Consider the following 11,232-nt stretch of genomic DNA (forward strand, 5'->3'; position numbering starts at 1 on the left):
GCGACAGGGGCCGGGGACGACCCGGCAGGGAAGGACGTGACGTGGACACCTCGCTCCGGGACCGGATCCGCGCGGGACTGCGCCAGCACGACCTCGAGGAGGTCCGTGACCGGGTGCTGCAGTGGGACGTGTCCGAGCAGGTGGAGCTGCTCGAACGTCTCTCACCGTCCGAGCGCGCCGTGGTCTACCGGCTGCTGCCGCGCGAGACCGCCTTCCAGGCCTTCGGACGCCTCGACACGCCGCTGCAGGGTGAGCTGCTGACGGCGCTGCGGTCCGAGGAGGTCCACGGACTCGTGGCGGAGCTGGACCCGGACGACCGGGTCAAGCTCCTCGACGAGCTGCCGGCGACCGTGGCCCGCACCCTGCTGGTGGACCTCTCCCCGGAGGAGCAGGACGCGACGGGGCTGGTCATGGGCTACCCCGCCGGCTCGGTGGGGCGCAGGATGAGCCCCGAGTTCGTGGCTCTCGACCGCCGGATGACGGTGGATCAGGCCCGGGCCGCGGTGCTGGAACGGATCGACGACGCCGAGACCGTCTACGCACTGCCCGTCCTGGACGAGCAGAAGCGGCTGTGCGGGATCGTGGGTCTCCGGCGCCTCCTCGCCACGGACGGGTCCGCGCTCGTCGGGGAGATCCTGCGCGAGGCGGTGACCGTGGAGGCCCATGCACCGGCGGAGGAGGCCGCTCGCCGGTGCGCGGACGAGAAGCTCCTCGCCCTGCCGGTGGTCGACGGAACCGACCGGCTGGTCGGCATCCTCACCTTCGACGACGCCCTGGACGTCCTCGAGGAGGCCGAGTCCGAGGACGTCGCCCGGTCGGGCGGGGCGGAACCGCTGCGGCGGCCGTACCTGTCGACACCGGTGCGCTCCATCGTCCGCTCACGCGTCGTGTGGCTCCTGGTCCTGGCGGTCGGTGCGACGCTCACCGTGCGGGTGCTCGAGGTGTTCGAGGCCACGCTGGAGCAGATGGTGGTGCTGAGCGTGTTCATCCCGCTGCTGATCGGCACGGGCGGGAACACGGGCAACCAGGCGGCGACCACGGTCACCCGGGCCGTGGCCCTCGGGGACGTGCGGGTGCGCGACGTCGGGCGCGTGGCCTTGCGGGAGGTGCGGGTCGGTGCGCTGCTGGGCGCCGCACTGGGCACCGTCGGCCTCCTGGGCGTGGGCCTGCTCTACGGCTGGGCGGTGGGGGCGGTGATCGGCCTGACGCTGCTGTCGGTGTGCGTGCTCGCCGCGACCGTGGGCGGTGTCATGCCGCTGCTGGCACGGGCCCTCGGGGTCGACCCCGCGGTGTTCTCCAATCCGTTCATCACCACGTTCGTGGACGCCTCCGGGCTGGTCGTGTACTTCCTCATCGCCACGGCCGTACTGGGGCTCTGACGGCGCGCACCCCGGTCAGCGGTCCGCACGGCCTGAGCCGGCCGCGTCGCGCTCGAGGGCGTCCAGCAGGGCGTCCTCCTCGTCCTCCCAGGTGGGGCGGGTGCGCCGGCGCTGCGGCTTCGGGCGCATCAGGGACTTCAGGTGCGGGGGCATGTCGTCGGCCATCTCCATCTGCCGGATGACGAGCTCCTCGTCGCCCTCGCCGATGTAGGTGCCGTCCTCGTCGTAGAACTGGGAGAGGTGATGTTCCATCTCCGCGGCGTACTGGCGGTCCCACTCGTCGTTGCGGGCCTGCTGCCGGGCGGCGTAGCCGTAGGCCACGAAGAACAGGGCCGCGAAGGCGTACCACTGCAGGGAGTAGGACAGGTGCGGTCCGGAGTCGATCTCGGGCTCGGGCGGCGGCACCGGGGCCACGGCCGGGGCCGGGTCCTCGGCGAAGACCTCCGCGAAGGCGGCCGTGCCGATCGGCAGACCCCACCGTTCCCGGAGCTCCTCGAGGTCGATGGTGGCGATCTGGCCCTCGGGGGCGCCGCGGTCCACGGCGGGTTCGCCGGGCTGCAGCCGTGCGGTGACGGTGACCTCGCCGGCGGGCGGGGCGGGGACCTCGTCGGGCATCCCGTTGGCGGCCGAGCCGGTGGGGATCCAGCCGCGGTCCAGCACGACCACGTCCCCGTCCTGGGTGCGGAACGGGACGAGGACCTCGTAGCCCACCCGCCCGTCCTGGGGACGGTTGCGCACGAGGACCTGGTCCTCGGTGAGGTACTCCCCGGTCAGGGTCACCGGGTGCCAGGTGAGCCGCTCGTCGAGGGCGGTGAACTGGGCCGCCGCCTCGTCCCCGGTGAGCGGATCGGCCCGGTAGTTCTGCGTGATCTTGGCGTTCTCCCCGACCAGGTGGTCGTTGCGGTCCATCTGCCACCCGCCCAGGTACACGGCCACGGCCGCGGCGGCGCAGGCCAGCAGGAACCAGAGGAGCCACTTCCCGCTGAGCAGGAACCGGTAGCCGCTCACGGCCTGCCCTCCTCGGCCGGCCCCTCGTGGCCGAGCGGGACGGTGTCCTTCCAGAAGCCGCGCGCGCCCAGGAACTGCTCGAGGTCCGCGCGGTGGTCCGGGCACGCCAGCCAGATCTTGCGGCGCTCCGGAGTGTGGATGCGGGGGTTGTTCCAGCGGATCTGCCAGGCGGCGTCCGCGCGGCAGCCCTTGCGGGAGCACTGGGGGGTGTCGGGTCCGGCCGGGGGAGCCTCGGACCCTCGCGGGGACAGCGATCCGAGCAGGTCGAACTCCACGGCGGTCGTGCTCCTCAGGGTCTGCGGTCGGGGTCCCGGCGCAGCCCGCGCGGGGCTCAGGCCGCGCCGCGGCGCCGGGAGGTGTCGTCCTCGACAGTAGCGGAGGAAGCCGGGTCCCCGCTGGGAAAGGCGGTGCGGCTCGTCCCGGTGCTCCCGGTCCTCGGACCCTCCGTGCGGTCCTGGTCCCCGTCCCCCGCGTGGCCGGTGGTGAACTCGCCCTCGAGCACGAAGTCGATGGCCAGCGGCGCCGCCGACGGCGCCGGTTCGGGGGCGGCCGCCAGCGCCGGGGCCGCCGGCGGCTCGTAGTAGTGGCTGGTCCGCGTGGAGCGGTCGTTGCTGTTCGCCAGCAGCACCGCCATCCAGGGCAGGATGGCGACGCCGAGGATCGCGACGCCGCGGACCCAGATGTTGTCCACCGCCACGAACACGATCAGGCACAGGATCCGCAGGCCCATCTGGATGCTGTAGACCTTCATCCGGTGGTTCATGTCCTGCGTGTGCGACCCGGCCGTGGCCGTGATGGAGTGGACGTCGTCCTGACCGGCGGTCTCGCCGGTCGTCAGATAGCGATTGCTCATGGTCCTCCCAACAGACGCTCCATTCTCTCACCGGGGTCCGACATCCGGCAGGGCTCCCCGGAGGCTACCGGACGGTCGCCCGGGTCGCCCGGTAGGATCGGAGGGATCTTCCTCGGGCCCCGCCTCCTGCGCGGACGGCGGGCCCCGGCGACCCCCGACCGAAAGGCACCGTTCCCCATGGCAGACGAGCAGCGCAGCCCGGCCCCCCGCACCGTCCTCGTGACCGGCGGCAACCGCGGGATCGGACGGGCCATCGCGCAGGCCTTCCGGGACGGCGGGGACAACGTGGCCGTCACCTACCGCTCCGGCGAGGCCCCCGAGGGCTTCTTCGCCGTGCAGGCCGACGTCACGGACGCCGCGTCGATCGACGCGGCCTACAAGGCGGTCGAGGCCGAGTTCGGCCCCGTCGAGGTGGTCGTCGCCAACGCCGGGATCACCCGCGACACCCTGCTGCTGCGGATGAAGGAGCAGGACTTCCAGGACGTCGTGGACACCAACCTCACCGGCGCCTTCCGCGTGGTCCAGCGCGCCGCGAAGGGCTTCATGCGGCTCAAGCGGGGCCGCGTGGTGCTCATCTCCTCCGTGGTGGGGCTCTACGGCTCGCCCGGACAGGTCAACTACGCCGCCTCCAAGGCCGGGCTGGTCGGCATGGCCCGCTCGATCACCCGCGAGCTGGGCGGGCGCAACGTCACCGCCAACGTCGTGGCCCCGGGCTTCATCAACACGGAGATGACCGCGGCCCTGCCCGAGGACACCCAGCAGAACTACCTCGCCTCGATCCCGGCCGGCCGCTTCGCCGAGCCCGCGGAGGTCGCCGCGGTGGTGCGCTGGGTCGCCTCCGACGAGGCGAAGTACATCTCCGGCGCCGTCATCCCCGTGGACGGCGGCCTGGGCATGGGCCACTGAGCCCCGCCCACCCCGTTCCCGCACCTCTTCCACTGCGCGCTCTCCGCGCCCTGTCCACGCACACGTTCCACCGAAGGAGCACCATGAGTTCACTCGCAGGCAAGACCGCGGTCGTCACCGGGTCCTCGCGCGGCGTCGGCGCCGACACCGCCAAGCTGCTCGCCGCCCAGGGCGCCAACGTCGTCGTCAACTACCGGCAGAAGGCCCCTCGCGCCAACAAGGTGGTGCGGGAGATCGAGGAGGCCGGTGGTCACGCGATCGCGGTGCAGGCCGACATGACGGCCCCCGAGGACGTCCGCAACCTCTTCGCCCGGGCCGTGGAGGCCTTCGGCGGGGTGGACGTGCTGGTGCTCAACGCCTCCGGCGGCATGGAGACGGACCTCGGCGAGGACTACGCGCTCCGGCTCAACCGGGACGCCCAGGACGACACCCTCACCGCGGCCCTCGAGCACCTGCCCGAGGGCGGGCGCGTGGTGTTCGTGACCAGCCACCAGGCGCACTTCATCAACGACGTCGAGACCATGCCCGAGTACGTGCAGGTCGCGAAGTCCAAGCGCGCCGGCGAGGACACGCTCACCGCCCGCATCCCCGAGCTGACGGAGAAGGGCATCACGTTCGTGGTGGTCTCCGGGGACATGATCGAGGGCACGGTGACCGCCACCCTGCTCAACCGCGCCCGCCCCGGTGCGCTCGAGCAGCGCCGCGAGGCCGCGGGCAAGCTCTACTCCGTGCGGGAGTTCGCCGAGGAGATCGCACGGATGGTCACGGCCGACGTCCCCACCGGGCACGTGGAGCTCGTCGGCGGGGCCGACGACTTCCTCGCCCAGGCCGGACGGAAGTAGCCCCGCCGGGTCCGCCCCGGCGTACGACGAGGCAGCGGCGCAGCTCCGCCCGGGTGTCCCCGGCCGGAGCTGCGCCGTCCCCGTCCCCGCCCCGGTGCACTGTCCGAGGCGGGTGAGACGCTCCTCACATCGTCGATCGGGCGGCCGGCCCCGGAGGCAGCACGGGACCGGCCGGGACAGGGGCCGTGCGCCCCGGGAGGGGGTCGCGCCATGACCCGTCCGCTCATCGAGGTCGAGGGCCTCACCAAGGCCTACCGGTCGCGCACGCGCACCGTCCACGCCCTGGCCGGCCTCGACCTGTCGGTGCCGGAAGGCGTCGTCAAGGGGCTGCTCGGCCCGAACGGCGCCGGGAAGACCACGGTTGTGAAGGTGCTCACCACGCTCGTCGTCCCGGACGCCGGGACGGCGCGGATCGACGGGGTGGACGTGGTCGCCGAGCCCGCCCGGATCCGGCGGATGATCGGGGCCTCCGGCCAGTACGCCGCGGTCGACGAGAACCTCACCGGCACCGAGAACCTGCGGATGGTGGGCCGGCTCTACCACCTGGGCGGGGCCGCCGCCCGCCGCCGGGCCGCGGAGCTGCTCGAGCTGTTCGGCCTCGAGGAGGCCGGGGACCGGCCCGTGAAGGGGTACTCGGGCGGCATGCGGCGCCGCCTCGACCTCGCCGGGGCGCTGGCCATCCGGCCCCGTGTCCTGTTCCTGGACGAACCGACCACCGGTCTCGACCCACGCAGCCGGATCGGCCTGTGGGAGGTGATCCGCTCCCTCGTGGCGGACGGCACCACGGTGCTGCTGACCACCCAGTACCTCGAGGAGGCCGACCAGCTGGCCGACGAGATCTCCGTCATCGACGACGGCAGCGTGATCGCGTCGGGCACCCCCGACGAGCTCAAGGCCCAGGTCGGCGGGCACCGCGTCGTGGTCGTGCTGCAGGACGGCGCCGACGCCGGGCGGGCCGCGGCCGTGCTCGCCCGGCACGGGGAGGGCGCCCCCGTGGCGGCCGAGCAGGGGCGGGAGCTGGAGGTCGCCGTCCGGGAGGGCCCGCCGGCGCTCCAGCGGATCCTCGCCGACCTCGACGCCGCCGGCGTGGGCCTGCACGACGCCGGCATGCGCCGACCCACCCTCGACGACGTGTTCCTCTCGCTCACCGGGCACCCGACCGCGGCGGGACGCGGCCCGGACGAGCAGGACGCCGGCACCGCCGTGGCCGCGTCCGGGGAAGGGCGGCACCGGTGAGCACCCGCACGATGCCCGGGGCCACGAGCCCGGGCGCCACCCTCGGCACCTGGGCCGCCGACGGCTGGACGGTCACCCAGCGCAACCTCATCAAGCTGCGACGCTCACCGGACCTCCTGGTCTTCGCGGCGCTCCAGCCGGTGATGTTCGTGCTCCTGTTCAGCCAGGTCTACGGAGGGTCGATCCAGGTGGAGGGCACCGACTACACCCAGTACCTGATGGCCGGGATCTTCGGGCAGACCGTGCTCTTCGGCTCCACGTTCTCCGGGGCGGGCATGGCCCAGGACCTCAAGGAGGGGATCGTGGACCGGTTCCGGACGCTGCCGATGAGCCCCTCGGCGGTCCTGGTGGGGCGGACCAACAGCGACCTGGTGCTCAACGCCGTGTCCATGGTGATCATGATCGGCACGGGCTTCGTGGTCGGATGGCGGTTCACCACGTCGGTCGGGTCGTTCCTCGCCGGGATCGCCCTGCTGCTGCTGTTCAGCTACGCGTTCAGCTGGGTCATGGCGCTGGTGGGGATGAGCGTGCGCAGCGCGGAGACCGTGAACAACGCCTCCTTCATCATCCTGTTCCCGCTGACGTTCATCTCCAACGCGTTCGTGCAGTCCCAGAACCTCCCGGGCCCGCTCGAGACCTTCGCCAACTGGAATCCCGTCTCCGCCCTCGTGCAGGCCGCCCGCGAGCTGTTCGGCAACACCGGCTCCGCTGCCGTGCCCGACGTGTGGCCGATGCAGCACCCTGTCCTGACCGTGGTGGCCGGCAGCGTGCTGCTGCTCGTGGTGTTCGTGCCGCTGTGCCTGCGCAAGTTCGCGAGCGTGAGCTCGCGCTAGCGGTGGAACCGCGCACGGTCCCCGGGCGCGGGCCCCGGCCGGCCGCGGGCCCGACCCACCTCCTGCCGGGCTCCCCGCCCGGTGAAGGTGACGGCAGTGTGACGTCCTGCACCGGCCGGGGGTGCTACCCATGGGGGACCCGGCAATGAGCCGACCGCCCCGCGCCCCTGGCCTCCCGGCCGGCGCGGAGCCCAGCGAGGAGCAGTCATGACCGCACAGCCCACCGGACGCCTCGACCCCGAGGGGCACCTCGTCCTGTCCCGCACCCTGCAGACGCCGCTCGAGGAGCTCTGGGCCGCCGTCACCGATCCCGGCCGGCTCGGCCGCTGGTACGGCCCCTGGAGCGGCGACCCCTCCTCCGGGCGGGTCGAGGTGCTGATGACCGCCGAGGGCGCGGACCAGCCGGAGCCCGTGCTCCTCCGCCGGTGCGAACCGCCGCGGCACCTGGCCGTCACCCTCGGCACGACGGCCGACGCCTGGCGGGTGGACCTGGACCTCGAGGTCGGCGACGGATCCACCGTGCTGCGGCTGACGCACCGGTATCCCGCGGCCGGGGAGCTCGACTCCGTCGGCCCCGGCTGGGAGTACTACCTGGACCGGCTCGTCGCGGCCGAGAGCGGCCGGGATCCGGACGAGCTGGACTTCGCCCGGGACTACCACCCGGCCCTGGCCGGGCACTACCGGGCGCTGGCCGACGCGCTGCACTCACGCGGCTGACCGGCGCTCCCGCCCCCGACGGGGTGGCCGGGCGGAGGGTCCAGCACGCCGGTCAGGCGGGGCCGCCGCCCTCGATCCGGATGAGGTTGCCGCACGTGTCGTCGAGCACGGCGGTCGTGGTGGTGCCGGTCGTCGTGGGCGGCTGGACGAAGCGCACGCCGCGCGCCACGAGCCGTTCGTACTCCGCCTGCACGTCCCGCACGGCGAAGCTCATGAAGGGGATCCCGTCGGCCACGAGCGCGGCCCGGAACGGGCCCACCGCGGGGTGCTCGGAGGGCGCCAGCTCGAGCTCCACGCCCTCGGGCGCCTGGGGGGAGACGAGGGTGAGCCGGCGGCCGCTCCCCGTGTGCAGGTCGTGCTTGACCATGAAGCCCAGCTTGCCGGTGTAGAACAGCAGGGCCTGCTGCTGGTCGTCGACGAAGACGCTGGTGTGGGTGATCCGCATGGGGACGGCCCTCCTCGGTGCGGCGGAACGGGACGGGGTGGAACGAAACGGGACGGGGCGGGTGCGGGTCAGGCGGCGCCGTCGACGCTGATCATCCAGTGGACGCCGAACCGGTCGGTGCACATGCCGAACAGACCGCCCCACGGCGCCGGCTCGAGGGGCATGGTGACCGTCCCGCCGTCGCTGAGCCCGTCCCACCAGCGGCGCAGCACCGCCTCGTCGTCGCCGCCCACGGAGACCGAGATGTTGTCCCCGACGGTCAGGTCCATGCTGTCGGGGGTGTCGGAGGCCATGAGCACCAGGCCCTGGTCGGTGGTCAGCATCGCGTGCATGACCTTGTTCTGCTCGGCCGGACCGTCACCGGCGCCGTACTCGGCGAACCGGCTGATCGTCAGCTGCCCGCCGAACACGGAGCGGTAGTGGGTGATGGCCTCCTCGGCCGTGTCCCGGAACGTGAGATAGGGGTTGAGCTGCACGGGCATGGGCCGTCCTCCGCGTCGAAAGGGTCGATGCCCCCATCATGGCCCCGCCCCGGCGGGGGCGGAACACCGGCAGGGTTGCCGCCGGTCCGTTACGATCCCACGGATCCCGGGCCGGCGAGGGCACGCGTACCCTGGTGCCCATGGGCAGGACGCAGTACTACGTGGCGGCCAGCGCGGACGGCTACATCGCCGATCGCGACAACCACCTGGACTGGTTGCTGCAGTACGGCTTCGAGGCCTACCAGGAGCACTACGACGCGTTCCTGACCGAGGTCGGGGCGCTGGCGATGGGTGCGAGCACCTACGAGTTCGTCCTGGGGCAGGGCGGGTGGGCCTACGGCGACCTGCCGGTGTGGGTGTTCACCCACCGGGACCTGCCCCGGGCGGCGGGGGCCGACCTGCGCTTCGTCAGCGGGCCGGTGGGCGTGCACGCCGAGGCCGTGACGGACTCCGCGGGCGGGCGCAACCTGTGGGTGGTGGGCGGCGGCCGGCTGGCGGCCCAGTTCGCGGACGCGGGTCTGCTGGACGAGCTGTGGCTGACCTGCATGCCGATCGTGCTGGGGGCCGGGCACCCCGTGCTTCCGACGGAGACGGCCCACGACCTGCGGCTGCAGCGCACCACGCACTTCGAGGGCGGGGCGGTGGAGCTGCGCTACGTCCTGGAGGGCCCCGAGCGGCGGGTCTGGCCCGAGTAGCGCGCCCGGTCCGCGCCGGTGGCGCCCCGGGCAGCGCGGGCTCAGGCGGATGCGGCGGGGCGGGGGAGTCCGTACCAGGCCGCGGCGTTGTCGTGCAGCACGGCGGCCGCGGCGTCCTCGCCCAGCACGGCCACGACGAGGTCCACGTCGTCGTCCCGGAAGGGCCGCCGCGCCCGCGTGCTCGGCAGGTCGGTGCCGAAGAGCAGCGCCGTGGGGTCCGCGGCGTGGATCTCGCGCAGCGCCCGGGGCACGTCCAGCTCCAGCCGGCCGAAGCCCGTGGCCTTGACCTTGAGCCCCCGCTCCACGAGCGGCAGCAGCTGCGGCTGCGCGTCGGCGGTCATGCCCAGGTGGTCCACGCAGGCCCGCGGCAGCCGCCGCAGCACCGGGGCGAGCAGCTCCAGGGCGGATCCGTCCAGGTAGAACTCCGCGTGCCACCCGGCGAGCTCGTGCACCCGCCGGGCCAGCCGCTCGATGCGCGCCGGGTCCGCGTCCGCACCCCGGCGCAGCGCGAACCGGACCGCGCGCACCCCGATCCGGTCCAGCGCCAGGACCTGCTCGTCCGGCACCGAGGGCGGCAGCTGCGTGACCCCGGCGAAGCCGGGACCCAGTGCGGCCAGCGCCGCCCGCAGATGGCTCTGGTTGTGGCCCTGGAAGGAGCCGCTGACCACGGCGCCGCCGCGGACGCCCAGGGAGCAGGTGCGCCGGGTGTAGTCGGCGACCGTGAACGCCGCCGGCACGTAGCCCTGGTTCGGCTCGAGCGGGAACCGCGGGTCGACGATGTGCAGGTGGGCGTCGATCATCCTGTCATTGTGCCCGACCCGTCCGGCGGCTCGCGGGTCCCTGCGCGGGTTCCGGCGCCGGCGCGCATAGGATGTCTGCCGATGAGCACGACCATCCTGACCCCCGAGGAGACGCTGCGGGCCGCCGAGGACGCCCTGGAGCGTGCCCGGCGGACCTATGCCCGGAAGCTGCTGCGCCTGGTCGCCGAGGAGCTGACCCGCCGCCATCCCGAGGCCGTGCGCCTGGACGTCTTCGCGGACACCGGCGCGGAGGAGCTCGAGTACGCCCTGGACGTGCTGCGCGACGCGGAGGGCGAGGCCTCCTGGGTGGACCCGGGCCGGGTGGTGGTGGTGCGTGAGACCGCCGACGACGCCCTGGGCGGGACGGTCACCGTGGCCACCCGGGACGTCCGGGAGCTGGTCGTCCGGGCGTTCGAGGTCTACGAGGGGCCGGTGGTGAAGCTGCTGCGCCACGACACGGAGCGGGACGTCTACTGGCTGGACCTGCGCCGGGTCTGAGCCCACCCGTGCGGCCGGGCCGCGGCGGCCCGGTGGTCAGGAGGCGGTGGAGGTGATCTCGCCCCCGAGCTCCTCCTGGACCCGCTCGAGCCGGCCGCGGTCGTCCGAGGCGACCACCCAGTTGCCCGCGTGCAGGTAGTGGATCCCGGGGATCGCCTCGAGGTTGTCCGTCAGCTGCTGCGTCATCTGCTCGCCGTCCGCCACGGCCAGCAGCAGGTTGTAGTCGCAGGGCAGCACGGTGCTGCCCGTGCCGCCCTGGGTGTCGCGCAGCTGCTCCTCGCCCGGGCACTCCACGCCGGCGTCGACGACGGCCTCGCGCAGTTCCAGGGCGTCGTCGAAGGTGGCCCCGCCCGCGGGGATCCTGGCGGCGATCGAGTCGGTGGTGAGCCCGCACCCGGTGAGGACCACGGAGGCGAGGGCGGTCGCGGCGAGCGCGGCGGCGGGGGAACGGCGCATGAGGTGGGGTCCTTGTCGGTGGAGGAGAGGGGCCGGCGGTCGGAGCGGGTGCCGTCGCTCGTGCCCCCACGGGGATCCTATG

At 73.6% G+C, this 11,232-nt stretch carries 15 protein-coding genes; 8 read left to right on the forward strand and 7 right to left on the reverse strand.

All coding sequences use genetic code 11. From position 1 onward, the window contains the following. The first annotated feature begins 41 nt into the window (after positions 1 to 41). Positions 42 to 1,379, forward strand: a complete 1,338-nt coding sequence (mgtE, locus tag AYX06_RS01185; RefSeq protein ID WP_186815637.1) for a magnesium transporter — start codon at positions 42 to 44, stop codon at positions 1,377 to 1,379. Between the two features lie 15 nt (positions 1,380 to 1,394). On the opposite strand, the gene AYX06_RS01190 is transcribed toward mgtE, so the two are convergent. Genes AYX06_RS01190 through AYX06_RS01200 form a run of 3 tightly spaced genes read right to left on the reverse strand, consistent with a single transcriptional unit; the run spans position 1,395 to position 3,240 of the window. Further along, positions 1,395 to 2,387 carry an SURF1 family cytochrome oxidase biogenesis protein gene (locus tag AYX06_RS01190; protein ID WP_062733640.1) on the reverse strand — a complete coding sequence of 331 codons (993 nt, stop codon included), beginning with the start codon at positions 2,385 to 2,387 and terminating at the stop codon, positions 1,395 to 1,397. After that, positions 2,384 to 2,662: a hypothetical protein gene (locus tag AYX06_RS01195; protein ID WP_062733642.1), complete on the reverse strand. Its 279-nt coding sequence runs from the start codon at positions 2,660 to 2,662 to the stop codon at positions 2,384 to 2,386. Before AYX06_RS01195 ends, AYX06_RS01190 begins: the two co-directional genes overlap by 4 nt. 56 nt (positions 2,663 to 2,718) lie before the next feature. Then, the gene (locus AYX06_RS01200; protein ID WP_062733643.1) at positions 2,719 to 3,240 is read right to left on the reverse strand and encodes a DUF3099 domain-containing protein; all 522 of its coding nucleotides are present in this window, start codon (positions 3,238 to 3,240) and stop codon (positions 2,719 to 2,721) included. Between the two features lie 177 nt (positions 3,241 to 3,417). On the opposite strand from AYX06_RS01200, the gene AYX06_RS01205 reads away from it, so the two are divergent. The 5 genes from AYX06_RS01205 (at position 3,418) to AYX06_RS01225 (ending at position 7,774) form a co-directional block, all read left to right on the forward strand. After that, complete coding sequence (locus tag AYX06_RS01205) at positions 3,418 to 4,146, forward strand: beta-ketoacyl-ACP reductase (protein ID WP_062733645.1); 729 nt, start codon at positions 3,418 to 3,420, stop codon at positions 4,144 to 4,146. Positions 4,147 to 4,229: 83 nt separating this feature from the next. Next, entirely contained in the window at positions 4,230 to 4,988 is a 759-nt protein-coding gene (locus tag AYX06_RS01210) for an SDR family oxidoreductase (RefSeq protein WP_062733647.1), read from the forward strand. 210 nt (positions 4,989 to 5,198) lie between these two features. After that, the gene (locus tag AYX06_RS01215) at positions 5,199 to 6,224 is read left to right on the forward strand and encodes an ATP-binding cassette domain-containing protein (protein WP_084271377.1); all 1,026 of its coding nucleotides are present in this window, start codon (positions 5,199 to 5,201) and stop codon (positions 6,222 to 6,224) included. An 11-nt stretch (positions 6,225 to 6,235) separates the two neighbouring features. Beyond that, positions 6,236 to 7,057, forward strand: a complete 822-nt coding sequence (locus tag AYX06_RS01220; RefSeq protein ID WP_062736810.1) for an ABC transporter permease — start codon at positions 6,236 to 6,238, stop codon at positions 7,055 to 7,057. Between the two features lie 207 nt (positions 7,058 to 7,264). Further along, on the forward strand, positions 7,265 to 7,774 hold the full coding sequence (locus tag AYX06_RS01225; protein WP_062733650.1) for an SRPBCC domain-containing protein: 510 nt from the start codon (positions 7,265 to 7,267) through the stop codon (positions 7,772 to 7,774). A gap of 52 nt (positions 7,775 to 7,826) precedes the next feature. Here AYX06_RS01225 and AYX06_RS01230 read toward each other — a convergent pair whose 3' ends face one another. Further along, a complete protein-coding gene (locus tag AYX06_RS01230) occupies positions 7,827 to 8,219 on the reverse strand; it encodes a VOC family protein (RefSeq protein WP_062733652.1) in 393 nt (130 codons plus the stop codon). A gap of 68 nt (positions 8,220 to 8,287) precedes the next feature. After that, positions 8,288 to 8,701 (reverse strand): VOC family protein, encoded by a 414-nt coding sequence (locus tag AYX06_RS01235; protein WP_062733654.1) that lies wholly within the window; start codon positions 8,699 to 8,701, stop codon positions 8,288 to 8,290. Between the two features lie 140 nt (positions 8,702 to 8,841). On the opposite strand from AYX06_RS01235, the gene AYX06_RS01240 reads away from it, so the two are divergent. Then, entirely contained in the window at positions 8,842 to 9,396 is a 555-nt protein-coding gene (locus AYX06_RS01240; protein ID WP_062733656.1) for a dihydrofolate reductase family protein, read from the forward strand. Between the two features lie 41 nt (positions 9,397 to 9,437). Here AYX06_RS01240 and AYX06_RS01245 read toward each other — a convergent pair whose 3' ends face one another. Then, the gene (locus AYX06_RS01245) at positions 9,438 to 10,196 is read right to left on the reverse strand and encodes an amidohydrolase family protein (RefSeq protein ID WP_062733659.1); all 759 of its coding nucleotides are present in this window, start codon (positions 10,194 to 10,196) and stop codon (positions 9,438 to 9,440) included. 81 nt (positions 10,197 to 10,277) lie between these two features. On the opposite strand from AYX06_RS01245, the gene AYX06_RS01250 reads away from it, so the two are divergent. Further along, entirely contained in the window at positions 10,278 to 10,694 is a 417-nt protein-coding gene (locus AYX06_RS01250) for a hypothetical protein (RefSeq protein ID WP_062733662.1), read from the forward strand. A gap of 36 nt (positions 10,695 to 10,730) precedes the next feature. Here AYX06_RS01250 and AYX06_RS01255 read toward each other — a convergent pair whose 3' ends face one another. Continuing rightward, positions 10,731 to 11,150 (reverse strand): hypothetical protein, encoded by a 420-nt coding sequence (locus tag AYX06_RS01255; RefSeq protein ID WP_062733665.1) that lies wholly within the window; start codon positions 11,148 to 11,150, stop codon positions 10,731 to 10,733. Between the last annotated feature and the right edge of the window lie 82 nt (positions 11,151 to 11,232).

It is taken from the genome of Kocuria turfanensis, from assembly GCF_001580365.1.
GTDB lineage: Bacteria > Actinomycetota > Actinomycetes > Actinomycetales > Micrococcaceae > Kocuria > Kocuria turfanensis.

What these genes read in the sequence shown, in the direction of transcription:
- AYX06_RS01220 (WP_062736810.1), top strand. Translation starts at nt 6,236, where the DNA reads ATGCCCGGGGCCACGAGCCCGGGCGCCACCCTCGGCACCTGGGCCGCC.
- AYX06_RS01250 (WP_062733662.1), top strand. Translation starts at nt 10,278, where the DNA reads ATGAGCACGACCATCCTGACCCCCGAGGAGACGCTGCGGGCCGCCGAG.
- AYX06_RS01200 (WP_062733643.1), bottom strand. Translation starts at nt 3,240, where the DNA reads ATGAGCAATCGCTATCTGACGACCGGCGAGACCGCCGGTCAGGACGAC.
- AYX06_RS01240 (WP_062733656.1), top strand. Translation starts at nt 8,842, where the DNA reads ATGGGCAGGACGCAGTACTACGTGGCGGCCAGCGCGGACGGCTACATC.
- AYX06_RS01215 (WP_084271377.1), top strand. Translation starts at nt 5,199, where the DNA reads ATGACCCGTCCGCTCATCGAGGTCGAGGGCCTCACCAAGGCCTACCGG.
- AYX06_RS01230 (WP_062733652.1), bottom strand. Translation starts at nt 8,219, where the DNA reads ATGCGGATCACCCACACCAGCGTCTTCGTCGACGACCAGCAGCAGGCC.
- AYX06_RS01205 (WP_062733645.1), top strand. Translation starts at nt 3,418, where the DNA reads ATGGCAGACGAGCAGCGCAGCCCGGCCCCCCGCACCGTCCTCGTGACC.
- AYX06_RS01255 (WP_062733665.1), bottom strand. Translation starts at nt 11,150, where the DNA reads ATGCGCCGTTCCCCCGCCGCCGCGCTCGCCGCGACCGCCCTCGCCTCC.
- AYX06_RS01235 (WP_062733654.1), bottom strand. Translation starts at nt 8,701, where the DNA reads ATGCCCGTGCAGCTCAACCCCTATCTCACGTTCCGGGACACGGCCGAG.
- AYX06_RS01225 (WP_062733650.1), top strand. Translation starts at nt 7,265, where the DNA reads ATGACCGCACAGCCCACCGGACGCCTCGACCCCGAGGGGCACCTCGTC.
- AYX06_RS01245 (WP_062733659.1), bottom strand. Translation starts at nt 10,196, where the DNA reads ATGATCGACGCCCACCTGCACATCGTCGACCCGCGGTTCCCGCTCGAG.
- AYX06_RS01210 (WP_062733647.1), top strand. Translation starts at nt 4,230, where the DNA reads ATGAGTTCACTCGCAGGCAAGACCGCGGTCGTCACCGGGTCCTCGCGC.